The sequence below is a fragment of the Phyllobacterium sp. YR531 genome, assembly GCF_000282595.1.
GTDB lineage: Bacteria > Pseudomonadota > Alphaproteobacteria > Rhizobiales > Rhizobiaceae > Phyllobacterium.
Map to the genome: position 1 here is coordinate 460,787 of NZ_AKIZ01000022.1, position 24,578 is coordinate 485,364.

At 52.9% G+C, this 24,578-nt stretch carries 19 protein-coding genes; 14 read left to right on the plus strand and 5 right to left on the minus strand.

The genetic code is table 11. From position 1 onward, the window contains the following. The first annotated feature begins 125 nt into the window (after positions 1-125). The 5 genes from PMI41_RS15735 (at position 126) to fhuB (ending at position 7,144) form a co-directional block, all read left to right on the plus strand. Positions 126-638 (plus strand): sigma-70 family RNA polymerase sigma factor, encoded by a 513-nt coding sequence (locus PMI41_RS15735; protein ID WP_008126458.1) that lies wholly within the window; start codon positions 126-128, stop codon positions 636-638. Positions 639-733: 95 nt separating this feature from the next. Then, complete coding sequence (locus PMI41_RS15740) at positions 734-1,690, plus strand: FecR family protein (RefSeq protein WP_008126459.1); 957 nt, start codon at positions 734-736, stop codon at positions 1,688-1,690. Positions 1,691-1,857: 167 nt separating this feature from the next. Continuing rightward, positions 1,858-4,269 (plus strand): TonB-dependent siderophore receptor, encoded by a 2,412-nt coding sequence (locus PMI41_RS15745; RefSeq protein WP_244423948.1) that lies wholly within the window; start codon positions 1,858-1,860, stop codon positions 4,267-4,269. Between the two features lie 74 nt (positions 4,270-4,343). Next, positions 4,344-5,156 (plus strand): ABC transporter substrate-binding protein, encoded by an 813-nt coding sequence (locus PMI41_RS15750; RefSeq protein ID WP_081497149.1) that lies wholly within the window; start codon positions 4,344-4,346, stop codon positions 5,154-5,156. After that, positions 5,153-7,144, plus strand: coding sequence for a Fe(3+)-hydroxamate ABC transporter permease FhuB (fhuB, locus tag PMI41_RS15755; RefSeq protein ID WP_008126462.1), 1,992 nt, complete (start codon positions 5,153-5,155; stop codon positions 7,142-7,144). The genes PMI41_RS15750 and fhuB overlap by 4 nt, the downstream gene beginning before the upstream one ends. A 23-nt stretch (positions 7,145-7,167) precedes the next feature. On the opposite strand, the gene PMI41_RS15760 is transcribed toward fhuB, so the two are convergent. Next, positions 7,168-8,052, minus strand: coding sequence for a DMT family transporter (locus PMI41_RS15760; protein ID WP_008126463.1), 885 nt, complete (start codon positions 8,050-8,052; stop codon positions 7,168-7,170). A gap of 767 nt (positions 8,053-8,819) precedes the next feature. On the opposite strand from PMI41_RS15760, the gene PMI41_RS15770 reads away from it, so the two are divergent. Continuing rightward, positions 8,820-9,620: an endonuclease/exonuclease/phosphatase family protein gene (locus PMI41_RS15770; RefSeq protein ID WP_008126465.1), complete on the plus strand. Its 801-nt coding sequence runs from the start codon at positions 8,820-8,822 to the stop codon at positions 9,618-9,620. Between the two features lie 25 nt (positions 9,621-9,645). Here the strand turns inward: PMI41_RS15770 and PMI41_RS15775 are convergent, their stop codons facing one another. The 3 genes from PMI41_RS15775 to PMI41_RS15785 form a co-directional block, all read right to left on the minus strand. Beyond that, the gene (locus tag PMI41_RS15775) at positions 9,646-10,629 is read right to left on the minus strand and encodes a methyltransferase (protein WP_008126466.1); all 984 of its coding nucleotides are present in this window, start codon (positions 10,627-10,629) and stop codon (positions 9,646-9,648) included. A 56-nt stretch (positions 10,630-10,685) separates the two neighbouring features. Continuing rightward, complete coding sequence (locus tag PMI41_RS15780; RefSeq protein ID WP_008126467.1) at positions 10,686-11,213, minus strand: dihydrofolate reductase family protein; 528 nt, start codon at positions 11,211-11,213, stop codon at positions 10,686-10,688. A gap of 262 nt (positions 11,214-11,475) precedes the next feature. Then, positions 11,476-11,781, minus strand: a complete 306-nt coding sequence (locus PMI41_RS15785) for a hypothetical protein (RefSeq protein ID WP_008126468.1) — start codon at positions 11,779-11,781, stop codon at positions 11,476-11,478. Between the two features lie 563 nt (positions 11,782-12,344). On the opposite strand from PMI41_RS15785, the gene PMI41_RS24330 reads away from it, so the two are divergent. Continuing rightward, positions 12,345-16,763 (plus strand): putative Ig domain-containing protein, encoded by a 4,419-nt coding sequence (locus PMI41_RS24330; RefSeq protein WP_008126470.1) that lies wholly within the window; start codon positions 12,345-12,347, stop codon positions 16,761-16,763. A 320-nt stretch (positions 16,764-17,083) separates the two neighbouring features. Next, positions 17,084-17,380 (plus strand): hypothetical protein, encoded by a 297-nt coding sequence (locus PMI41_RS25085; RefSeq protein ID WP_157179407.1) that lies wholly within the window; start codon positions 17,084-17,086, stop codon positions 17,378-17,380. A 124-nt stretch (positions 17,381-17,504) separates the two neighbouring features. Here the strand turns inward: PMI41_RS25085 and PMI41_RS15810 are convergent, their stop codons facing one another. After that, positions 17,505-18,095 (minus strand): TetR/AcrR family transcriptional regulator, encoded by a 591-nt coding sequence (locus tag PMI41_RS15810; protein ID WP_008126475.1) that lies wholly within the window; start codon positions 18,093-18,095, stop codon positions 17,505-17,507. A 280-nt stretch (positions 18,096-18,375) separates the two neighbouring features. On the opposite strand from PMI41_RS15810, the gene PMI41_RS15815 reads away from it, so the two are divergent. The 6 genes from PMI41_RS15815 to PMI41_RS15840 all read left to right on the plus strand — a co-directional run bounded on the left by PMI41_RS15815 (position 18,376) and on the right by PMI41_RS15840 (position 24,476). Next, complete coding sequence (locus PMI41_RS15815) at positions 18,376-19,641, plus strand: extracellular solute-binding protein (protein WP_008126477.1); 1,266 nt, start codon at positions 18,376-18,378, stop codon at positions 19,639-19,641. 100 nt (positions 19,642-19,741) lie between these two features. Then, complete coding sequence (locus PMI41_RS15820; protein ID WP_008126478.1) at positions 19,742-20,611, plus strand: sugar ABC transporter permease; 870 nt, start codon at positions 19,742-19,744, stop codon at positions 20,609-20,611. Then, positions 20,602-21,417, plus strand: a complete 816-nt coding sequence (locus PMI41_RS15825; RefSeq protein WP_008126480.1) for a carbohydrate ABC transporter permease — start codon at positions 20,602-20,604, stop codon at positions 21,415-21,417. Before PMI41_RS15820 ends, PMI41_RS15825 begins: the two co-directional genes overlap by 10 nt. A gap of 6 nt (positions 21,418-21,423) precedes the next feature. Next, entirely contained in the window at positions 21,424-22,470 is a 1,047-nt protein-coding gene (locus PMI41_RS15830) for an NAD(P)-dependent alcohol dehydrogenase (RefSeq protein WP_008126481.1), read from the plus strand. Beyond that, on the plus strand, positions 22,470-23,570 hold the full coding sequence (gene ugpC, locus PMI41_RS15835) for a sn-glycerol-3-phosphate ABC transporter ATP-binding protein UgpC (protein ID WP_008126484.1): 1,101 nt from the start codon (positions 22,470-22,472) through the stop codon (positions 23,568-23,570). Before PMI41_RS15830 ends, ugpC begins: the two co-directional genes overlap by 1 nt. Positions 23,571-23,582: 12 nt before the next feature. Then, positions 23,583-24,476 (plus strand): AraC family transcriptional regulator, encoded by an 894-nt coding sequence (locus tag PMI41_RS15840; RefSeq protein ID WP_008126486.1) that lies wholly within the window; start codon positions 23,583-23,585, stop codon positions 24,474-24,476. Positions 24,477-24,578 lie beyond the last annotated feature (102 nt).

A 24,578-nucleotide genomic window follows, 5' to 3' on the forward strand; every position in this document is an offset into this window, starting at 1 on the left:
TGGATTGCCATACAAAACCTTCACACCCGAACTGACTTTACTTGGCCTGCAAAGACACCTAGAAACAATCGTCCGCAACTTGCAGTTGGTTGCCGGGCATCATTGAATGTATCGCCGGGTTTAACATGGTCGTGGACGCAAAAGATTCATTGCTCGGCGCTCTTACGTCGCATTATGGCGAGCTCCTTCGACACTTGACGAGAAAACTCGGCAATGCGGCATCCGCCAAGGATGCGGTGCAAGACACCTATCTGCGCCTGCAACATGTACCCTCTGACACACAGGTTCACAGCGCACGCGCTTATGTTTTTCGCGTCGCCAACAATGTCGCGATAGATCATCTGCGAAGTGAAACATCTCGTGCACGCTATTTCAGTTCAGCCGAACCTGCAGATCAGGTGCTGGATGCGCCCCTGCCGGACAAGATAATCGACTATCGGCAGCGCTTGACCATTCTTGAGCAGACGATTGCCGAGCTTCCCGAAAAATGCCGCGAAGTTTTCCTCATGCACAAATTCGATGGTCGCGGGCACGCTGATATTGCCCGTGAGTTAAATATTTCCCGAAGTATGGTGGAGAAGCATGTCATGAAGGCGCTCGCCCATTGTCGGGACCGCATGAGTGATCTTCTGGATTAATATTCGATGGTAGTGAGGATAGTACGCTCGCCATCCGTCTTACAGTTCAGGAGTGGCCGCAAGGTGCGCTGCATTCCATTTTAAATCGGTAGTAAATGACTCAAAGCAGCAACTCAACAATCAGGCAGATCGCTCGCGATACGGCACTGGCATGGTTCGTCAGGATGAACTCCGGCGATGCCACGGCTGATGATCAGCAAGAACTTGCGGCATGGCTTGCCGCTGATCCGCTGCACGGGGCAGAGTATAAAATACTGGCTGACGTGTGGGCGGATGCCGACAGAATTCGCGACCCACGACTTGTACAAGCTATTCAGTACGCGCCGAGGGGCTTTGTGAATCGTAGGCTGTTCTTAGGCGGCGCAACTCTGGGAATTGCAGGCGGTATCATTGCCTGGAATGGTCTTCCGGATATTCTTGCAAGCGACCACTACACGGGCATATCCGAAGTGAAAATGATAACGCTGGCTGATGGTAGCGTGGTCAATCTGGATGCGGACAGCGCTCTGTCCGTCGATTACAGCTCATCGTTGCGTTGGGTCACTTTACAGCGTGGCCGCGCCTTTTTCACGGTTGCCAAGGATTCACAGCGCCCGTTTACAGTCGATGCCGGTGAAGGCAGCACAACTGCATTGGGTACGCAGTTCGTCGTGCATTTGACGGATGAGTATGTCACCATTGCCGTGCAGGAAAGTGCAGTATCCGTTGTCCCTGAGAGGGGAGCTGCGCATACCCGTATCGAGGCAGGAGAGAGTGTCTCCTACCGGGAGGGGCGTTTAAGCGATATCCAAACAGAGACACTTGCTGCAGAAACAGGCTGGCTCTGGGGCAAATTGATTTTTGAAGATCAGCCTTTGCGCCGTGTCATCGCAGACGTGAATCGTTATCGCAGCGGCACAATCCGCATCACGGACAGGAGTTTGCTGGATTTGCGGGTTAGCGGCATTTTCGACATCCGCAATCCCGATGGCGTTCTGAATGCAATCACTGAAACACTGCCTGTGCGAACCATTAGATTGACTCGTTATCTGATACTGCTGCGCCCCGCCTGATTGCTAGTTCTGATATTATGATATTTTTTTTCATGTTTAGGTGAGGTGCTCCTCATCGAGACTCGTCATGCCATTAACAGGCGTTTTGCGCCATTGATCTTTTTCATTTCCGCGAGGTTGGCATGCTGAGGTTTGGGGTACGTGCATCAGGAGCATTCGGGCCTATATTGTATAGATTGTGTTCCGTACTTCTTGTCTCGCCCATCGCATTGTCGGCCGGTTCACCTGCACTTGCTCAGCAGCAATCCGCGGGCCAAATAAGCTACTCAATTCCTGCCACATCTCTCGGTAGAGCACTGACGCTTTTCGGTGACCGCAGCAACATTCAGGTTTTATACGCGGCGGATCTGACTCGGGGGCGCAACTCACCCGGCTTGTCTGGCAGCTTTGCGAAAGAAACCGCACTATCCAAGCTGCTGGCTGGAACAGGCCTGAGCTATCGCTTCACCAATGCCAACACGGTGACACTCGTCGAAACAACAGCGTCTACTGCCGCTGCTCCTTCGTCAGAGGGCTCCATTCTTCTCGACCCGATTACCATCAAATCGCGCATTGAAAGTGCGTGGGGGCCTGTAGACGGTTACGTTGCCAGCCGAAGCGCTGCTGGCACGAAAACCGATACTCCCATCATCGAAACGCCCCAGTCCATTTCCGTTATAGCTCGGGACCAAATGGATAAGCAGAATGTTGAAAGTCTCAACGGCGTTCTGCGTTACACGCCGGGAGCCAGCGGCGATCTTTATGGCACTGACAATCGTGGGCTGGGTGTGCAATTACGGGGCATATCGAACGCAAATGGCGTGTTTTATCGTGATGGTTTGCAGCTAAAAGAAAGTAACTACGCGCTGTTTACCGGCCTTGATCCCTATGGTGCTGAACGCTACGAAATCCTGCGTGGACCAGCATCAGTTCTTTATGGGCAAAACAGCCCGGGCGGCCTCATTAATTATGTCAGTAAAAGGCCCACTGATGAACGTATCAGTGAAGTCTCGTTCGGCGTTGGAAACTTCAATCGTTACGAGGGAAAATTCGATTTTGGCGGCAAGATTGCGCCAGACAGCGACCTGTCATATCGGCTGGTTGGTCTGGTTCGCCAAGGCGACACCCAAATTGATTTCGTAGATGATGATCGCATTTTCATTGCACCATCCATCAGCTGGAAGCCTGATGAGGATACCAGTCTGACGGTTCTTGCCAATTATCAGCGTGATCGCTCCGGTTGGGCTATGCAATATCTGCCAGCCAAAGGCACAGTCTTTCCGGGGCCAGGTGGCAAGAAGCTACCCTCCAGCATGTTCGTCGGTGAGCCAGATTTTGATACCTACAACAATACGCAGGCGTCGATCGGTTATGAATTTGAACATCGCTTTAATGAGACTTGGAAGATCAAGCAGAATGCACGCTACGTATGGCTGAAACACTACGAAGAGGGTGTTTTTGGCGGTGGACTGCGGGAAGACGGACACACCTATGATCGCTATGCGGACGCCGGTGGATCAAAGAACCAGGGCGTGACTATCGACACGCAAGCGCAGGCGAATTTCGATACAGGCAAACTCGACCATACATTGCTCATTGGCGTGGATTTCACGCGCTACAGCTATAATGATTATGGAGCGGAGGGTTCTGTTGATCCGATAGATGATATTTTTAATCCCAAATATGGCAAGACCATCGGTGAACTGGTTCCTTATCAGGATACCGACACCTTGCAGCGGCAGGTCGGCATATATGTTCAGGACCAAATCGCTTTCGATAAATGGCGTCTGACCTTGGGTGGTCGGCACGACTGGTCAAACAACACTGTCGAAGATCCGTTTGAAGGTAATTACAAACAAAAGGAGACGGCTTTTACCGGTCGCGCAGGATTGGTCTATCTGGCGGATAACGGGCTGGCACCTTACGCCGCCTATTCGGAATCGTTTCAGCCGATCCCCGGAATCGACAGTAACGGCAATGTCTTTGTACCCGAAACCGGCAAGCAATACGAAATAGGCATAAAATATCAGCCTGATGGCTGGAACTCGTTCATTACCTTGTCTGCATTCGACCTCACCCGAGGAAATGTTCCACGTTATGGCGGAGTAGGTCGCCCCGACGATGTAACGCAAACAGGCGAAATCCGGTCCCGCGGTATTGAGCTGGAGGGTGTTGCCAGCCTTGATTCCGGTATCGATCTGCGCCTTGCATATACCTATCTCGACACTGAGATATCAAAAGCCACCAGCATTGATGATGCAGCGAATAATGAAGGTAACACACCTTTTGGTGTGCCGACGCATAGCGCGTCGCTTTGGGCGAATTATAAGGTTCAAAGCGGTGTTCTCGAAGGGCTCGGCTTGGGCGCCGGCGTCCGTTACGTAGGGTCGACATATGGAGACGACGCCAACAGTTTCAAAGTGCCAGCCGTTACGCTGGTTGACGCGGCTGTCAGCTACAATTGGAAAAATGTCGAGCTGCAAATCAACGCCAGCAATTTGTTCGATAAAACCTATGTAGCTTCCTGCTTTGCCGAAAGCTTCGGCTGCTTTTACGGTGAGGGGCGGCGGGTAACAGGTAGCGTGAAATACAGCTGGTAGATCGAGCTGTGATACCAGTGCTGTCACTGCCGATTACAAGGCGAGCCTGTCTGGCGGGATTGGCATTGTCGTGGATGAGAGGAACTTCTTCTGCTTCCTCTCCCGCAAGGCCAAAACGCGTCGTATGTTTAGAGTGGACATCTGCGGAAATGTTTTTGTCGCTGGGGATTCTACCAGTTGCTGTGGGTGATATAGCAGGCTATCGCGACTGGGTTGTCAGCCCTGCACTCCCTGTTACAACACTTGATCTGGGATCACGCAGTGAGCCCAATCTGGAACTGCTCGCAGAGTTAAAACCCGATCTCATCGCTGGTGCTTACGGTTATGGACTGGATCAGGCTGATTTCACAAGATTTGCCCCGACCTTCAATGTGCCCTTTTACGACGGAACCTCAACGCCATTTAAACAGGCTGTAGACGAAACCTTGCAGCTTGGAAATTTGTTGAGCCGGCGAAACGAGGCAGAACAGCTCATTGCAACTGTTAAGGCATCAATCTCGATGGCACGCACTAAACTTCAACCGAAGGCCGACCGGCCAATATGCGTCGTCAGCATGTTCGATGACCGGCATGTGCGGATTTATGGCGGGGGCGGGCTGTTTCAAGATGTCATGAACCAGCTCGGCCTGATCAATGCGTGGGAAGGTGCAACCAATTCCTGGGGATTTGCACAGGTTGGAATCGAGCAGCTTGTGTCAGTTGGAGATGCCACCATCATCTCGCTCGATCCAATACCCGCCCACGTACAAATCCGGATCAATCAAAGCTCTTTGTGGAATAATCTCCCTTGCGTCCGAAATGGCAAGGTCATCCGGATAGCGCCAATCTGGCCATTTGGCGGGCTGCGTGCAGCCGAACGATTTGCCACGCTGGTGGCCGCAACATGAAATTGCCCTTTGCGCTTATACAGCGCCGCCGACTATGCATCGTGGTATCAGTCCCGGCACTTTTCGCAGCCATACTCAGCTTTCTTGCCTTGAATAAACAGTTGCCGTTGGACATGTGGTGGACGGCATTAAATGCAACTGATCTGGACGATTCTCGCCAGTTGCTGTTTCGTCACGCAATGGTTCCCCGTGTCCTCATCGCGCCGCTGATAGGTGCGGCGTTGGGCTTGACAGGCGCAATTCTCCAGCACGTTTTGCGAAATCCTTTGGCTGAGCCTACAACGATCGGGACCAATGCCGGTGCCAGTCTGGCATTGACCGTTGCAACGCTATACTCGCCGTGGCTTCTGGAATGGGGCAAGGTGTGGATTACCCTTGCGGGAGGCGTTACGACAACTGCCATTATATTTCTGCTTGTAGCCCGTCGCGGGTTTTCACCCACAGCGCTCATTATCGCCGGACTTATCATCAGCCTTACCTGCAGTTCTGCAAGCACATTACTCATGGCTATCAACCGTGAATATTCCGAGGAGCTTTTCATCTGGCAAAGCGGATCGCTGGTGCAAAATAGTGATACTGCGGTGATCGCTCTGGTCATTTGGCTTTGCGCAGGTGTGGGCTCCGCAGCTTTTCTTTTGCGACCGCTCATTCTTTTGGAGCTGAGCGATGGTTCAGCACAGAATCTGGGTGCAAAACCTTCGACAGTGCGCGCTGCTGCGCTGGGTCTTGCGGTGCTCATCAGCACGGCTGTCGTCGCTTATGCAGGCGTAATCAGTTTCATCGCTCTTGTCGCACCCGCTCTGATACGCTTGGCCGGCGCGCGAAGCCTGCGGCAACGCTTGACCTTTGCACCTTTGGCAGGAGCGTCACTCCTGTGGTTGACTGACTGTCTTGTGCAGATCGTGCCGTTCTCGTCAGAAATCCCGACAGGAACGGCGTCAGCAATTTTGGGTGCGCCGCTCCTTCTTGTGATGATCGCAAGTCTGCGTACGGTGCCAGAACAAGGGCAGGTTGGGCTGAAGCCCTCAAAGCGTCAAAGCCTCCGGCAACTTATTCCAGTCGGTGCAATTGTTTTTGCCGTTGCTATGGTCATTGCGTTCATGGTTGGTCGAAGCAGCGGTGGCACATGGAATTGGTCGCCGCCAACGGAAATGCAAATGCTGCTGCCTTTACGCGGACCTCGCGTGCTGACTGCGCTGGGTTGTGGCGCCATGCTGGCCATGTCCGGAATGCTGATGCAGCGCATGACAACCAATGTCATGGCAGCGCCCGAGGTGATGGGAATCTCCGGCGGTGCCACTATCGGCGTACTCACAGTGATGTTCTTCACCATCGGCATAGACCGGCCCATGATGTTCGCAGCCGCACTCGCGGGCTCATTCACAGCCTTGCTTCTCATTTTGCTTACGTCGGGCCGGTTGCATTTTTCCGGCGACAGACTGCTGCTGGCTGGAGTATCTCTTGCAACTATCGCCTCATCATTTGCAGCTTTGTTCATTGCTTCCGGCGATCAGCGTATCGAGTTTTTACTGGCGTGGATGTCCGGCTCGACCTACCGTTCGACATTGGCAGATGCTGTAATTTCATGCGCAACAGCGCTGGGCCTGCTTGCTGTTGTTCCATTGACCACGCGATGGCTCGACATTGTACCGCTGGGCAAAGCGAGCAGCAATGCGCTGGGTCTGCAGCCATGGCGTGTGAACCTGATCCTCATAGTTCTTGCAGCGATTCCGGCAGGGGTAGCGACATTGCTCATCGGCCCCCTGAGCTTCGTCGGCTTGATGGCTCCCCATCTCGCACGCGTGATGGGGTTTCACAGGGCATTGCCGCAGATTTATGTATCGGCCTTTTTGGGGGGAATTATACTCATCTGCGCGGACTGGCTCGGCCGGATGCTGCTGTTTCCTTGGCAAATACCAGCGGGCCTGCTTGCCGCCTTTATCGGAGGGCCATACTTTCTGATCTTGATGCTGAAGAAGCAAGCATAACTGCGTTCATCGAGCGCTAAAGCTCAACGTTTTATCATTCCTTTTCGCCGCTCCAGCTGGTGCTCTCTCCGTACGGTGAAAAGACCGGCACCGACCACTATTGTGGCTCCGATAGCCATGTTCCAGGTCACCACCTCACCGAAGAAGACTACAGCAACCCCGACGCTAAGAACGAGCTGTATATATGTCAAAGGCTGCACTTCGACAGCTTCGAGATAGCTGTATGCCTTGATGAGGAAATAGTGGCTTATTGCGCCGCACACGCAAAGAGCACCCATAGGAAGCCAATCGGATATTACTATCGGCTGCCAGTAAAACGGGCCGATTAGAGAGATGGCAATTGCGCCGGCAAGACCGGCATAGAAGACACTCGTCACCGAGGAATCGTACCGGCTGACCGCGCGGGTCGCGACGCTGTAGATCGCGTAGATCAATGCCGCTGTGAGTGGGAGAAGCAACGATACGTCAAAATGGACATTTACAGGGTTGAGGATCACCAGAACACCAAAGAGACCGACAGAGATGGCTATTCCGCGCCGCCATCCGACTTTTTCCCCCAGAAAGGGAACCGAGAGTATCGTGACCAGAAGAGGCGCTGCCTGAAGGATTGCCTGGCTCATCGCCAGACCAGCGGTCATATAAGCAAAGACCACCAGGACAATCTCACCAACAAGAAGGAGCCCACGCGCGATCTGCAACAACGGTCGCTTTGTTATCATCGCCCCCCTCAGGCCAGCCGGAGATGCCGCCGCCAGTGCAATCACAAAAAATGCAAAGGCCCAAAAGCGCACCATCGTGACCATCAATGGTGGATATCGGTCGCTAAGCAATTTGGTGAACCCATCCTGAGCAGCAAATATGGTGATGGCCAGCAAGACAAAAACATATCCCAAGGTCTTGCTTTTCATGATGGTGCACGCTGTATGAGGAAGTCCGGATACCCCGCCGTTTGGGTCTCAGATGGAAGTCTCACCGACCGCCACTCGATGGGGTTATCTCACTCTTACAGGTCAAGTGGCTATTTATCTACGGATAACGTTGTAATAACCAGCAAACCAGTCGTTAAATTTGGGAATGCTCACAGATTGAGCGCGGCACATCGGCGTTCGTCTCAACTGCAAATCCTTATAATAATCTTACATCCGGCAGAATTTATCCCATCGAAAAAATACGCCGCCGCATTTTACCATGACGCCAGTGGAAGCTTTGACGACGTAAAGGTGTTGTCGATGGAATCCGATAGGAGTGGGCAGTGCTTCAGCGTTGTAAAATTGCTGGTAAAGAATCTGTATCTGTGCGGGTTAGGCGCTTCCGCACTTCTGCGCATGCAGGCTCGGCAGACACTCTGCGCATTTGGGCAGTGATAATGGTTTTCGTAACTTTCATTCTGGCAGCAAGCTGGCAGGTCACCAATTGACGGCAAGAGGTGGTTTCAGATGCTCGACCTGACATATTTCATAGCTGTGATAGTTGTCATATTGCTTGTGCTGCAGTCTGAGCCGAAACAGCATTTCAGACCTGTTGGAAAGCACCAAAATTCTCATCACCCAAGCTTCACTGTTGTCATTTTCACTCTTACACTGGCTTGTCTGCTGGTCGCGCTCTCCTTGAGCATATAGTTCGCCGGTGGGTAAAACGGTATTGTGTGATCTATTAAACCTGCTGGAGTCAGATTGTGCGTATCATGTGCCTGAACGGCTGGGGCGGAGCGCTTCATGAAGGTTTGCTTGATTATATTCGCCGGTCGGCTCCTGACGTTCTCTGCCTTCAGGAAGTGGTGCATACACCGGCGGCAACCGAAGACTGGTTGGAATACCGGGATGGTGAGCGTCCACTTCCCCAGCGTGCCAATCTTTTCCTCGAAGTGTCACAAGCTCTGCCGCACCACGTGGCCGCCTTCTGCCCGGCAGCACAAGGTGCTTTGTGGGATGGCAATAAGGCAATCCCATCGCAATGGGGGCTGGCGACTTTTGTGCGATCGGATTTTCCAATTATCGCGCAGACGCAAGCTTTTGTGCACAAAAGCTTCTCGGCTGATGGTTATGGAGAGCACCCACGGTCGCGCAATGCACATGCTGTCCGGCTCTACGATTCTGAAAGGCGCTGGCCGATCACAATCGCACATATGCACGGGCTGCGAGACCCTCGCGGTAAAATGGATACGCCTGAACGTCTCAGTCAGGCAAGCCGCCTGACCGAGATGGTTCTTCGCACTGCAGAAGAAGGAGATCGGCTTGTCATCTGTGGCGATTTCAATATCGAACCGGGCAGCCAGACGTTTGATGTACTTGCCGCAATAGGGTTGAGGGACCTTGTAACCGGGAACAATTTTCCTGGCACCCGCACTTCCCATTATGGAAAAGATGGACGATTTGCCGACTACATGTTTGTCAACGAAGCGGTTGAAATCGTCTCCTTTCAGGTTGTCGATCATCCTGAGATCTCAGATCATAAGCCACTCATACTGCAAATTTAAGGTTGGATAGCGGCTCCGGTCATGATCAACCTGCAAGATGCGCGCGAAACAATGTACTGCCATCCGGCAGGCGCGATCTGACGATATCGCGGAAACCGGCCTCGGTCATCCACCCGCGATATTGCCCTTCGGTATAAGCCTCGCCATGGCGATAGAGGTTCAAAAAGGTCAGATTCAGAAAGACGCCTTCCGCTGGACCGAGGCGGTCGTCATCAACGACGCCTTGTCCGGCAATTGCGATCTTGCCTCCTGGTCTAAGGCAACGTGCCGCGTTCAGAATCGAACTACGTGCCTGCTCCGGTGGGAGAACCTGAACAACAGCTTTCAAAATCGCCAGATCATGCTGTCCGGTAGATGGCGCGACTGTTATGTCACCTTCCTCAACGATAACGTCATCGGCACCATATTCCGACAGGATCATAGGCGCGACTGCTGCCACAGTTGGAAGTTCCATTAACGTCGCTGCAATATGCGGATGCCGTTCGCGAAGACCGACAAGAATGGTCCCGGAACCTCCGCCGATGTCGATCACGGAGCCGATTGTCGAAAGGTCAATCTCCTGAGCCAGATGACGACCGAAAATTACTCCGCCAGGCGCGAGCATGCGGCTGAAGGCAGCTGCGGATTCCGGTCCGGCTTCGGAAAAATCGTGCAGCGCAGCCGGATGGTTCTGTCGCAGCGATTCTGCGGTCAGCAGGTCAGCCTCCCAGAGTTCGCGCAGCAACTCATGATCGCCACCACGATAGGCAGGCTTGGACGCATCAAGAAAGGCTGCCGCTTCCGCTCCATTTCTGAATTGACCCTCCCAGACTTCGAGAAGTCCAATGCTGGCAAGCGCGTAAAGGAGTCGTGAAAGACGGTCAGGATCAATATTCAGTGCGGTTCCGAGGCTCTCCGCTGTCAATGAATTGTTACCCAGACGGGTGAAAATGCCAAGTTCCAGTGCGGAGCGAAGCGCGAAGGCGCGGGGCACTGCTGCGATCAGATTGTCAATAAGATTGGAATCCACCTTTGCACATCCCCATTGTATAGTGTTGGCCAGCGTAGCGCACGTTTCGCGCTGACTTATCTGAATGAGTATTGCAGACGAACGCAACCTCGCTCAAGAGCATGCACACTGAGCAATGTCGGACTTTCGCGGTGCCCCTTTGCAGGAAATAATGGACGCCCTCCGCCTAGAATTTCAGGCATGACGTAGATTTCAATCTCATCCAGAGCGCCTTTCTCCAAGAAGGTCATCTGTAATTTCCCCCCGCCCATAAGCCAGACATCGCCATCTTCCAAGGCCGTTAGTTCCGAGATCAGGCCGTCGACCTCGTTGCGGATCTCAATCTGCCCCTTCGGGTTTTGAATTGGGGTGGAAGTGACGACAAAAACTTTCTGGTTCCCGTAAGCCCAGGGAGTCGGGTCATTTGCTATAAAATCGTAAGTACTACGCCCCATGACTATGGTTTTGATCCGATTGAGAAACAACGTGTAATCGAACTCACCGAAATCAATATCGTTGTACCTGAAAAGCCAATCCAAACTGTCATCTTCCGTCGCAATGAAGCCGTCCAGGCTTGTGGCGATGTAGCCGAGTATCCTTGCCATCGCGGTCATTCTCCCGATTTGTTCGAAGTGATAATAAGCCAGTCGCGTGGCCTTGCCCGAATTTGAGTTCTAATGCCAATTGGACCTTGGTCGAATCAATGCAGCAGGATTGGCAAGGAAATCTGCTACGAAGGTGGTGATGACCGGTGAGAAATTACTGAGCACCCGCTTGACTTGATGATTATCACACCGCTGATGCTCACCTCGTCAACAAACAGATCTGGTCGCAACGGAATGTGAGTGAGCGCCTGTCAAGCTGATTTCAAATCCCTGTTCCGTCCAGCTGCTGGGCGTCATCGCCTTCCCAGGGTGATGGCATGGAGCTGCCACCAAGATTGGCAGTCGGCATTGGCATCCAGCACTTCAATTCAGGCTCGGCATATTCAACGAGCCTGCCGGGCGACGAGTCCGAGGCTCGCCATCCTTCCGGGCCAAATTGATCGCCGTTCGACCAATAGGCGAGATCAACTTCTGCTGCCCCCTGTTCTGATGGGCGTATTGTAACGAGGATTCTGCGGCCGTCTTTCGGTGCGACTGCCATGTGCCGCCAACGGTCAGTCTCATCCATCGCTTTCCTCCCGCATTGTTTTGGATCGTAAGTTTCGCTTCACCATTAAAAACGGTCAACACAATTTTTACAACCAACCTGCGTCTTGCGCCAACGCTGCGTGTGTTCCTCAACGGGGCTGCAAACGTCTTTTCCCGGCCAAGCTACAGCCTTAAGAAACTGGGACGAGAACCGTTGAAAATAGGACGCAAAATAGCTTGGCTAGCGATTCGCCAAGCAGAAGTTTTGATTATTTGAGACGCATATGGTTTATTTTGAAATATTTATATTATTTCTAGTGATAGAATCTACAGTATTTTTCAAAAATATCTTTGTATTGCAAGCTTTGATGACGAATTTAGTCAGCAAAAATCATCTTAAAGAATTTCGTATTTATAATAATGGCGCCATGTATCGTATAGTTATCGGTTCAATAAATAATTCAATAAAATGTCGTTTTTTGTCTGAATCTTTCGCTAGAGTTTAAATGAACTAAGAAATAGTGATTAGTTTTAAAAATTATTATTGCAGTGGATTTGCTATGAAGTTATGGGGGAAATATCAAAAATACGCTGGGGGGCGTCATGTATTCGAAAGTATTTTTGCGTTTTTACTCTCTTGTCATGAGCGCAATGTTATTTTCGTTAGGTGTTGGATGGTCCCCATCCGCATTTGCGCAGACTTGCGCGCCTAACGAGACAAGCCGTTCCTTCAGTTTTACAGGTGGTTCACAATCAACTGTCGTCCCTAGCGGTGTCAGTTCGATCACAGTTCACCTGATTGGCGCACAAGGCGGCGACGGTAAAAGCGGAGCTGGAACGATAGGTGGCAGCCCGTTAAGCCCCGGCGGGGCAGGTGGCCTTGGAAGTCGTGTCAGCGGCAGATTAAGTGTATCCCCTGGTGATGTCCTTTCGGTCGGCGTCGGCGGCAGAGCTTCGCTTGCGGTTAACCCTGGAGGTACAAGTGGCAGTGGTGATGGCGGCATTGGTGGTGGCGGAACTGACCTGAGTTTAGGCGGCAGCAGGATAGCGATTGCCGCGGGCGGTGGCGGTGGCGGTAATGCTGGCTGGAGCACCGCCAATGTTATCAGGGGTGGTGACGGCGGTGCTGGCGGTGCCTTGGGCTCAGCGGGTGCTACAGTGCCCGGAGGACCAGGGCCATTTGGCGGTGGCGGCGGTTCGCCCGGTACGGGCGGCGTCATAGGTGCCGGATGTGGCAGCTTTCCCGCTACGCCCGGTCAAGCGAACGGGCAGGGTGGACGATCGAATAATTTCTCAGGTTCATTTGCTGGCGCTGGCTTTGGGGGTGGCGGTGGTGGCGGTAACACTATCGGTGGTGGCGGTGGTGGCGCAGGTGTGGGCACAACTGGCTGCCAACAGAACTGGAATGGCGGCGGCGGTGGTGGTGGTGGCGGTTTATCAAGTCCAGGACCATTGCAATCGGTTTCAATCGTGAATGGTGCAAATTCCGGTGACGGTTCGGCATTAATCTGCTTCGCCACACCGGCATTTGTGATTAGCGGCACAGCAAGCAGCTTAAATGGTACGGCACGTCTCGAACTTGCCACGACAAGTCCAGCAAGCGTCCAGACAATTGATGTGCCTGCAGGCAGCGCGAGTTTTGCCTTCACCAACAGTGTGCCAGATGGTGCAGGCTGGAATGCACGGGTATTGTTGGCTCCGGATGGGCAAGTCTGTACGCTCGTGCCCTCATCCGGCACCATTTCGAATGCTGACGTGACCAATCTCGCCCTTACCTGCACGACAGTACAGGTCGACATCACCCCGGAGACACTGCCTGATGGTGTTTTTGGACAAGCCTATAGCCAGACAATAGCGGCAAGCAGCGCCAACGGTGGCACGGCCCCTTACAGCTTCAGCCTTGCTTCCGGCAGCATTCCAGGCGGTCTTGTCCTATCGTCTGCGGGTCTGTTGTCCGGCACACCGAATGCCACGGGAAGCTTTACCTTCACTGTCAGGGCAACGGATACAGATGGCTTTATCGGTGAACGGCAATACACGGTCGCAGTTCCCGTACCGGTCATTACAGTTGCACCTGCCAACCTGCCTGACGGAAAAGCTTCCAACGCTTATGGTCCGGCAACGCTCTCGGCATCTGGCGGCGCGGCACCTTACACATATCAGGTGGTTGCAGGAACGTTGCCTGCCGGGCTTGCTCTGGCTGGCGACCAGATTTCGGGCACGCCGACCGCGGCGGGCTCATACACATTCACAGTCAGAGCAACCGATACCAACGGGTTTACGGGCGAACTCCAGTACACGGTGGCAATTGAGCCGCCAACAATCATTGTAAGCCCCGCTAATCTGCCCGGCGGAAATGCGTCGAACGATTACGGCTCGGTGACGCTGACGGCAGATGGTGGAACGGGGCCATATAGTTTTCAGGTAAGCGCGGGTGCTTTGCCGGCAGGATTGAATCTGGCCGGAGCAGTGATTTCCGGAACACCAACCATTGCTGGTTCCTTCAACTTCACCGTGACTGCGACTGATGCAAACGGGGCTACCGGCGAGCAGCAGTTTACCATTGCGATTGCTTCGCCGGGCATCAACATCACACCTGACGCCTTGCCGGACGGAAAGATTCCGAACGACTACAGTCCGGTGACGCTGACCGCGAATGGCGGAGCAGCACCTTATACATTTCAGATAAGCGCCGGAGCATTGCCTGTTGGATTGAACCTGACGAATGCCGAGATTTCGGGAAAGCCCAGCGCTGCTGGCTCATTCACCTTTATGGTGAGAGCAACAGACGCCAATGGATTCACCGGTGAGCGCCAATATACGATCGTTGTTGCTGCGCCGGGGATAACGATCGGGCCGGATGCCGTGCCCGCTGGGGAGGCCTCGAACCTTTATCCTGCCGTCACCTTGTCAGCAGATGGCGGCACCGCGCCCTATACGTACCAAGTGAGCACAGGGGCACTGCCTGCCGGGCTCGGTCTGTCTGGCGCTGAGATTTCCGGCACGCCGAAGGTCGCAGGAACTTTCAATTTCACAATTACCGCTACTGACGCTGGTGGTTTCGCCGGGCAGCGTCAGTACAGTTTGACGATTGAAGCCCCTACGATAACTGTTGGGCCTGATGTTCTTCCGGGCGGAAAAATCCCGGAAAAGTATGGCCCGGTAGGGCTCACTGTTGATGGCGGCGCAGCCCCTTACAGTTTCCAGGTTACTTCAGGCGCTTTGCCTGCCGGGTTGAGTTTGACCGATACGCACATATCCGGAACCCCTACGGCGGCTGGCGCATCCAATTTCAGCGTCACAGCAACAGATGCGAACGGGTTTACCGGTACACGGCAATATAAAATCACCGTCAAAGACTTGCCGCCCCCCGAAGCACAAAACCATACACTGAGCGTTCTGGCGGGTACGACTGGTACAGTAGATCTCACTCAAGGCGCGACAGGCGGGCCTTTCTCCGCAGCAGCAATCGTGACTTCTCCTCCCAGTGAAACAGGCAAGGCACGGATCACGAAAGAAGACGGCACACATATCTTGGAGTTCGCGGCAGCCGGCACTTTTGCGGGCACCACCAAATTGACCTATACGCTATCAAACGGGGCACGCAGATCTGCACCTGCGACGGTCACGATTACCGTGACTGCGCGCCCCGATCCGTCACGTGATCCAGAGGTCATTGGATTAATCCGGGCGCAGACGGAAAGCGCCAAGCGCTTCGCCAACACGCAAATCCGCAACTTCAGCCATCGGCTGGAGCAACTTCACAATGAAGGTGAACAGCGCAGTAATTCCATGGGGCTCAGCGTCAGCGTTCTAACTGACTCGACACAGTCTGAACCTTATGAATCGCAAGATTATTCTCAGCAGCAATCTTCAGTTGCTGTTGCTCGCCAAGGCTCTGGCGCGGTTGTCGTCGGTTCGGGCGCTGCATGTGTTGATGATCGTCAAATCGGCCTGAATGCACAGCAGGATGCAACGCCAGAATCGACGCCCATCACAACCGGACAAAGCGCGACAGGGAAAAGAATCCGCATAGGAAGCGCCTGTCCGGAAACAGGATTGATGGCCTATAGTTCAGATCAATCCCGAAAAAAGTCTGCCAGCGACCCGTCAATTGAAGCAATTGGTAAAGTGTCGTCACCCACAACCAATGGTACAGAGGTCGCTGCACCAGTTGAAAATGGACACGCATTGGGCGAATTCGCCTTTTGGACCGGTGGCTATGTCGATTTCGGCACCAATGATGATGGCGCAATCAAGCTCGATAATACATTGGTGGGCGTAAGCGCCGGTGTCGATTACCGCTTCACGCCAAAACTGACCGCAGGTGTTGGTGTAGGCTTTGGACGCGACAGCACCGACGTAGGCGACAACGGGACCGAAAGCCGTGCGGAAGCATTTTCAATTGCTGCCTACGGTAGCTATCGCCCCGTACCCGGCTTCTTCCTCGATGGGCTTGCGGGCTACAGCACCATGAGCTTTGACAGCGAGCGATATGTAACATCGACTGGCGATTTCGCATCGGGCAAACGGGATGGCGACCAGTTCTTTGCTGCGCTCACCGCAGGCTATGAATATCGCAAAGGAGGCTTGCTCATCTCTCCTTACGGACAATTGTCAGGGTCGCACTCCACGTTAGATGCATTCACCGAAAAAGGTGCGGACATCTACAATCTTACCTATGACGATCAGGACATCGACACTTTGTCAGGAACATTCGGCCTTCGACTTGAGCACGCAATACGTACAAAATGGGGCATGCTCACACCTCGTGCCCGGTTGGAATACACCCATGATTTCGAAGGGTCGAGCCGAGCCAGCGTTGGATATGCTGATCTGGGAACGTTGCCCTATGCGTTCGATGTTGATGCGTTTTCGCGCGATCACATTACAGTAGGCTTGGGGTTTGACGCTCAGATTGGTGAGGGCTGGAACCTTGGCTTTGATTATCGCACTGCATTCGGGACGGATGGTGACAGTCAGGACCATACATTCGCGACCAGACTTGGCATACAATTCTAGAAAAGAAGAGCCATCTGATGATCCACTGACGCCAGAGGCCCGGGAGTTTCTTCAACGAGATGCTTGGGCCATGCTCACCCATAATGCCGGTCCAAAGCCTTCGAAAACTTATATCGCGAAAAACTCTCCGCTACGGGAACAAAGGAGCGTTTGACGGCTTATGGTCGTGATAGGAGAAATCATGAAAACTATAGCGTCTACAATCACCGCAGCTTTTTTGGCTGTCTTTATGGGTCTAACTTCTTTTGGTGCCGCCAGCGCCGCGCCGATAAGCGGGCAGTCTGTGCCCGTTGCCTCTCAGGTTGAACAGGTGCAACACCGTGAACACAGGCGTTGGGATCGCCGCGATGATCGGCGCAAACGTTGGGATCGCAGGGATCGCCGCGAGCACAGATATGAAAGCCGCCGGGATCGTCGTGGGTATTGGAATGGACATCGCGGATATCGTGAACATCGTCGGGGTTATCGCCGCCACCACGATGGGTATTGGTACCCACGTGCATTGTTCCGTCTCTAAGAGTTCATATTCCCAGAAAGAAAAAGGCGGTTTTTGGCCGCCTTTTTCTTTGGTAGATATTGCTGATTATCGGATAGTTCGTGCTTTTGACGTTCTATAGCTCGGGGTTTGCAAGACGCATTGAGGGCAATCGGCAAGCTTGTGCCCTTTCAAACCTCGCTCTGTACACCCACACTGCTCACAGGAAATATTTGCGGAGCCGATGCTTCGGATCACTTCGAGGGTTAGTGAGCGTTGGCGGGAGAGAGGCGTGCCATGGTGGGTGCCAGAATAGTGGCAAACACGTCCGGTGTACCGTAGGCGCGGGCTGAAAGCATGGCACCATGGACGGAGGCCATGAACGCTTCAGCCTCAATGCGTGGGTCACTTTCCAAGTTCAAAGACCCCTCTTTGGAACCTCGCTCCATGATCGAGGTCAGCCACGATGAGATGAAGCGGAAAAAGGCTTTGACTTCCAATGCGACTTCCGGCGGAAGCGTCGGCAGTTCACTCGCAAGCAAAGCACATACACAAAATGGCCTGCTTGCATCTTCGATACACATGGCCCAGTGGTCGGCATAGGCTCTGAGTACTTCCAGGGGATTTTGAACATTCTGTTCCAGAGCCGCCAAGCCCACCGCCGCATCTTCACGATATCTCGCCACAAGCGTGCGTACCAAGTCGACTTTGCTCGGAAAATGGTGATGAATGCTGGCCTTGCGAATGCCGACGACTTCGGCAATGTCAGCGTAGCTGAAGCTATTATATCCACCGCTCGTGACCAGTGCTCGCGCGCAGGCCAAAATATCATCTGGTGTCGTTTTAAGATTGCTCATAACACTTTCTACCTTCCAGTAGGAAGGAAATCAAGAAGAAGGGGATTGGTTTTCTCGCAACTTCAACAAGCGCACAACATACGCCATCTCATCAGCATGCAAACCTGAAGAACAGGATTTACCGAACGCATTTCTCAAACTGCAAATTCGTATCAGTTTCGTTGAAAATTTGCCGCTATTCAATCGATTACCCTCCTGTCAATTTTCACCTCCGGATTGAACAGGCGGAGGAGAAATGCCTGTCATATCCTTTAAAATGAGGGTTCTAGGAGGATAACCAATGATTGATAAGCCTTATCGCACCGCCCTGTTGGGTAGTGCTGTTCTGTTCATTTTTGCAAATGGTGCGAGTGCCCAAATCTGTACTGAGACGGTTCGGGTTCTGGCGCAGCCGCGCGACAGCCTCACTTTGCTGGAAACTTATAAGGACGAGTTCAAGGTGCTTGCGGGCGCATCCTTTGAGTTCGATTATCTTAATGAAAATGATCGCCGGGCAAAATCAAGAGCTGAGGCCGCGACAACAGGCAAGTACAACGTCTACTATATTGATGAGGCGAATGTAGCTCTTTTCGCGGAATCGAAGTGGATCGTGCCGCTGCTCGATTATTACCCGGCCGACGCCGACTATGATGATTTCGATGCCGGGCGGAAGAAAGTCGCGAGCTACAATGGTGTCACCTATTTCTCGCCCATTCAAGGTGGTGGTGACCTTCTTTATTATCGCAAGGATATTCTTGAGAAAGCCGGAATTACTCCGCCCAAGACGCTTGAGGAGTATGAGGCAGCATTGGCGAAACTGAACGATCCGGCCAAAGGATTTTACGGAACAGCATTGCGCGGCGGCCGTGGGTCAGGGGCGAATGTCTGGCGCTGGATGACATACTTCAAAGCTTTTGGCGGCGAGTGGTTTGTGGATGGCAAGCCTGCCTTCAATTCCGACGCGGCACTAAAGGCAACGGAAACCTATCTACGCCTGTTCCAATATTCCGCACCGGGTACGCAGACCGGCAGCTGGACCGAGGTTACGGAAGCCTTCAATTCCGGAAACGTGGCAATGATCATCGAGTCGAGCCCGCTTGCAGGGCAGACAGAAGATCCAAAGCAATCATCCGTTGCGGGGAAAGTTGGTTATACGGTTCCGCCCCGCCCGCTTGTTGGCGGCGGATATGGTCACGGTCTTGCCATCGGAGCAAAGGCAAATGCCGATGACGCTTCCCGGAAATGCGCCGGAGCATTCATTGCCTGGGCGACATCAAAACAGAATGAAGAGCGCCGGCTGGAGCAGGGCATTTTCGGTGATATCAATCGCACGAGTGTCATAAACAGCGAGGCATTCAAAAAGAAATACGGTGCCGAGATTGGCAACGCGTTGAATGAAACAGCGCAATATACCGACGTGAATTTCTGGGTGAATGCGGATTGGCCCGACCTCGGTGACCGTTGGGGTATCATCCTTGAAGAACTCATCACCGGCACCCGCACTGATATCAAAGGCGGTCTGGATGAACTCGAGGCCTATGCCGACAAGTTGATAGCCCGCCGTTAATACCAGGCGGCATCCTTCGTGCCGCTGACTGGGGCTTCGCATCGACTCCCGTGTGAAGCCCCACCCCTCCATTTTCAATCAGTTTTGTCGGATTGCCGGTATGAATCGGAAAACAAATCTACCTTTGCTTTTTTTAATACCGCCGCTGGCTGTGCTGGCCGTGCTGGCCTTTGTTCCCACAATCGCGGCGATCAATATTGCCTTGCAGAATCGGGAGTTGAGCTTTCCAGACAGCAGCTATGTCTGGTTCGCCAACTTTATCGATTTGTTTGATGACAGGCGTTTTATCAATGCAATCAAAATCTCGCTGATCTGGGAAGTGGTCACTGTGACGGCGACGATGATGGTGGCCATTCTTCTGGCAGTCTTTCTCTACGAGACTGCATCGCCCCGCATGCGTAATCTCGTTTCGATCCTCTTTCTCATTCCTGTGATGCTGCCGCGTGTTTCCGCGGCCTTCGTATGGAAGTTTATGTTCAACCCGCTGTTCGGGCTTATCAACTATCCGGTCAAGCTGGTGACAGGTGCACCGATCGATTTCCTGTCGCTTCCGGCAACGGCGCTGGCATCCGTTGCAATTGTTGATGTGTGGCAGTGGGGATTGTTCTTTTCGATCATCATTCTCAAGCTGCTTGAGACGCTGCCGCCACAGCCTTTCGAAGCCGCCCGGCTCGACAATGCCAAGACGTGGGAGGTGCACTTCTACATTGGCATCCCGATGCTTGCCGCGCCGCTGTTCAGCCTGGTCTTTGTCAAGATGGTGGAGTCGCTGCGCGCCTTCGATCTTATTTATGTCATGACCCGTGGCGGTCCGGGCATCGCTACAGAGACGCTGGATATGTACGCGTTTTCGCAAGGTTTCGTTGAAGCTGGTAAAATTTCCTATGCGTCCAGCATGGCCGTTCTGATGATGTTTGCCACCATCGTCGCCTTTACAGTTCTTTGGAAATGGGTGCGCAAATGGCAGTAAAGTCAAAATCCGTCATCTCAAAAATCTTGCTTGTTGCATTCGTGCTGATTGCGATTTTTCCGATTTTCTGGGTGTTTCTGAATTCATTCAAGCAACTCATCGACATCGTTTCTTCAGTGCCCAAATTCTTCTTCACGCCGACACTTGATAATTATGTCTATGTGCTGGGGCGAGAGAATGTGCAGCATGGCCTGATCAATTCGGTCATCATAGCCGGGACGGCGGTGCTGATCGGAGCGGTGCTTGGTATACCGGCAGCCTATGCCGTGGCGCGATATCCCAACCGGTTCTCCGATGACATTCAGTTCTTCGTTTTGTCATTGCGGTTCCTTCCACCGGTCGCAGTGGCAATCCCCCTGATTGCCATCTGGCTTGATCTTGGCCTCTATGACACGCGGACGGCGCTCATCACGACCTACACGCTCTTGACCATGTCGACGATAATATGGCTGGCAATTCCCGCTTTCACACGTGTACCACGCGAGATTGAAGAAGCAGCAATCGTTGATGGTTATGGGCCCTATGCAGTTTTCTTCAAGGTCGCACTTCCGGTCGCGGCGAAATCTCTTGTCGGCGCCGTTGTCTTCAGCTTCATTCTCGTCTGGAACGAGTTCCTTATCGCATTGATGCTCACGACATCAGACGCCAAAACATTACCCATCATCGCTTCGGAATTCACGCTTCTCGGCCGCAATGTTCCTTGGGGAATTCTCAATGCGTCGGTCATCGTTCTTTCTCTGCCGCCCCTGATTTTTGTCGGCATCATGAGCGGTTTCATCAATTCAGCACTCAAGAAAAAGGACTGACAGAGCATGCAGGCTCTTGTTTTGGAAAAGACGCGTCACCTCTCACTACGCGATATTGAACTTGTGCTCGACCTCGGACCAGACGATGTAAAAATTGCGATCAACACCGTGGGTATTTGCGGCAGTGATGTCCACTATTACACGCATGGGCGTATCGGACCTTATATTGTCACCGAACCTATGGTCTTGGGTCACGAGGCGTCGGGGGTAGTAGTTGAAGTCGGAGCGAATGTCCGAACACTGCGGAAGGGCGACCGCGTCTGCATGGAGCCCGGGATCGCCAATGACAAATCGCGGGCCACGCGTCTCGGGCTTTACAATCTCGATCCCGACGTTGTGTTCTGGGCAACACCACCGGTCCATGGGTGCCTAACGCCATTTGTTATTCATCCGGCCAATCTGACTTTCCGCCTGCCCGACAATGTATCATTTGCCGAAGGCGCGATGGTTGAGCCCTTTGCGGTGGGCATGCAAGCAGTCGCAAAGGCTCGCGTCGCACCGGGGGATACAGCGCTCGTCATCGGTGCCGGGCCAATCGGCATCATGGTGGCTCTTGCCGCGCTTGCTGGAGGCTGCAGCAGCGTCATCATTTCCGATGTCCAGGACCCGAAGCTGGCTATAGCCGCCCGCTATGAGGGGATCGTTGCCATCAACAGCAGGCACGATGACCTGAAGACTTTCGTCCGGGACAGGACCGACAATTGGGGCGTCGATATCGTTTTTGAGGCGAGCGGTCACCCAACTGCATTCGAAGGCATTTTTGAATTTGTCAGGCCGGGGGGGGCGGCTGTTTTTGTGGGCATGCCTGTAGAACAGATAAGTCTCGATCTTGTCGCGGCACAGTCCAAGGAAGTGCGGATGGAAACAGTGTTCCGTTATGCGAACGTCTATGATCGGGCTCTCGCCCTTATAGCATCTGGCAAAGTCGACCTGAAGCCGCTCATCGCTGACACATATCAATTCAAAGACAGCATTGCGGCTTTTGAGCGGGCCGCGGAGGGACGACCTGCCGACGTTAAAATACAGATTCATTTGGGAAAGGATGCATCCTGATGGCTGCGATTGTCTGTAATGCGATAACAAAGCGCTATGGCAACCATCAGGTCGTGCACAAGTTCGACCTTTCGGTGGAGGAAAATGAATTCGTGGTTTTCCTCGGTCCATCCGGCTGCGGAAAATCAACGATACTGCGCATGCTGGCGGGCTTGGAGGAAATTTCCGATGGCGAACTCACGATTGCCGGTAAAGTCGTCAATGACCTGCCACCGCGCGATCGGGACATTGCGATGGTGTTCCAGAACTACGCGCTCTATCCGCACATGAGTGTCTTCGGCAATATCGCTTTCGGTTTGAAACGTCTGAAAGTGTCAAAACCAGAGATTGAGCGGCGTGTAAAAGAAGTCGCTTCGCTGCTTGGGCTTGAGCCCTATCTTGATCGCAAACCTGCTGCATTGTCCGGCGGGCAGCAACAGCGCGTTGCAATCGCCCGGGCGATGATCAAAACACCCGCAGTGTTTCTTTTCGACGAACCGCTTTCCAATCTCGACGCGAAATTACGCAATCACATGCGTGTCGAAATCGCCCGTCTGCATCAATCGCTGAAGACGACAACTGTTTATGTAACCCACGATCAATTGGAAGCCATGACCTTGGCTGACAGAATTGTCCTTCTCAAGGATGGGCTTATTGAACAGTTGGGAACACCCAGGGAAATCTATGAAAATCCGTTGACGAAATTTGTTGCCAGCTTCATCGGAACACCTCCAATGAATTTCATCGACATGACTGTGAATCCCGATGGCTCCAGCTTTGTTTTGTCCAACGGCGACTCCAAGCTGGTGGTGACAGGAAATCGGTATAATCTCCAAGGGCACAAGACCGTCACAGTGGGGATAAGACCCGCACATCTGGAAGTTGCTTCCTCAACCACAAACACCAATATCCTCTCCGGGACTGTTGATCTGATCGAATATCTTGGTAACGAGGCATTGATCAACTTCAGCTGGGGAGGTGTGGAAATAGGTGCACTGCTTGATTCAGATGAGTGCCCGCAACTTAAAGAGCCATGCCGATTGACCGTGGACGAAAAGCATATTCATATCTTCGACAAAGAGAGTGAGCGGAGTTTGATCCGCCCGGCACTTCAGACCTGATATGAGGGGACAATGCTGATCGGGGCTGCAAAAAATGCTGAACTAGAGCATATATTCCGCGATCCGGGACAATCTTTCCGTTGGTTCACGCATGACTATCCGTACAGGCTCGCCTGCTGGAACTACCATCCCGAATACGAAATCCATCTTATTACCCAATCAAGCGGTACGGTTTTTGCTGGCGACTATATTGGTGACTTTCAGCCCGGCAATCTTTGCCTTGTCGGCTCAAATCTGCCGCACGAATGGGTAAGTACCAATTATGGGGATGAGGTACTTAAAAATCGGGATATGGTACTGCAGTTTGACCCGGCAATTTTTTCGCGCGCCGCCGATATCATGCCTGAAATGGCCGCTCCCCGTCTTCTGCTCGAACAGGCGCTACGGGGATTGCAATTCTACGGCACTGCGGAAGAGCAGGGTATCGATCTCATGTACAGGATCGGCAAGGTACAAGGATTGCAGCGGCTCGCGCTGTTCTTTGAACTGATCTCACTGATGGTAGAAACCGACGAGAAAATCATTCTTTCAAGCCATGATTACGCGCCCGATCTTGATGCCGGCAGCGCAGCAATCATGCAGCGCGTAACAGCCTATATCCTTGGCAATATTCATGACGATGTGCGCATGTCGGTTGCAGCTGATCTTGCCGGGATGACGCCGTCAACATTCTCGCGTTATTTCAAGAAAACGACCGGTAAGAACTTCGTGGACTATGTACACAAGCTTCGTATTGGCCGTGCCTGCAACATGATCAACCAACAGGAGGAACCGATCACGTCGATATGTTTCAATGTTGGTTACAAGAACATTTCCAACTTCAACCGTCATTTCAAACGGGAGTGTGGTCTGACGCCGTCGGCCTTCAGAAAGCTGGTTCCGGCGTCTCGCACAAAGCAGGTTTGAGTCGGCTATTGCTTAGGATCGTCAGGTTTTGACGCAGCTGCAATGAGGGGTTGATAGCCACTCATATCGTTATCTCAAAGGCAGCTCTTGGCAATTCGGATA

Bases quoted from the DNA above. Each gene is read 5' to 3' on its own strand.
- PMI41_RS15735 (WP_008126458.1), top strand. From the start codon at position 126: ATGGTCGTGGACGCAAAAGATTCATTGCTCGGCGCTCTTACGTCGCAT.
- PMI41_RS15740 (WP_008126459.1), top strand. From the start codon at position 734: ATGACTCAAAGCAGCAACTCAACAATCAGGCAGATCGCTCGCGATACG.
- PMI41_RS15750 (WP_081497149.1), top strand. From the start codon at position 4,344: ATGAGAGGAACTTCTTCTGCTTCCTCTCCCGCAAGGCCAAAACGCGTC.
- fhuB (WP_008126462.1), top strand. From the start codon at position 5,153: ATGAAATTGCCCTTTGCGCTTATACAGCGCCGCCGACTATGCATCGTG.
- PMI41_RS15760 (WP_008126463.1), bottom strand. From the start codon at position 8,052: ATGAAAAGCAAGACCTTGGGATATGTTTTTGTCTTGCTGGCCATCACC.
- PMI41_RS15780 (WP_008126467.1), bottom strand. From the start codon at position 11,213: ATGGCAAGGATACTCGGCTACATCGCCACAAGCCTGGACGGCTTCATT.
- PMI41_RS15785 (WP_008126468.1), bottom strand. From the start codon at position 11,781: ATGGATGAGACTGACCGTTGGCGGCACATGGCAGTCGCACCGAAAGAC.
- PMI41_RS24330 (WP_008126470.1), top strand. From the start codon at position 12,345: ATGTATTCGAAAGTATTTTTGCGTTTTTACTCTCTTGTCATGAGCGCA.
- PMI41_RS15810 (WP_008126475.1), bottom strand. From the start codon at position 18,095: ATGAGCAATCTTAAAACGACACCAGATGATATTTTGGCCTGCGCGCGA.
- PMI41_RS15815 (WP_008126477.1), top strand. From the start codon at position 18,376: ATGATTGATAAGCCTTATCGCACCGCCCTGTTGGGTAGTGCTGTTCTG.
- PMI41_RS15820 (WP_008126478.1), top strand. From the start codon at position 19,742: ATGAATCGGAAAACAAATCTACCTTTGCTTTTTTTAATACCGCCGCTG.
- PMI41_RS15825 (WP_008126480.1), top strand. From the start codon at position 20,602: ATGGCAGTAAAGTCAAAATCCGTCATCTCAAAAATCTTGCTTGTTGCA.
- PMI41_RS15830 (WP_008126481.1), top strand. From the start codon at position 21,424: ATGCAGGCTCTTGTTTTGGAAAAGACGCGTCACCTCTCACTACGCGAT.
- ugpC (WP_008126484.1), top strand. From the start codon at position 22,470: ATGGCTGCGATTGTCTGTAATGCGATAACAAAGCGCTATGGCAACCAT.
- PMI41_RS15840 (WP_008126486.1), top strand. From the start codon at position 23,583: ATGCTGATCGGGGCTGCAAAAAATGCTGAACTAGAGCATATATTCCGC.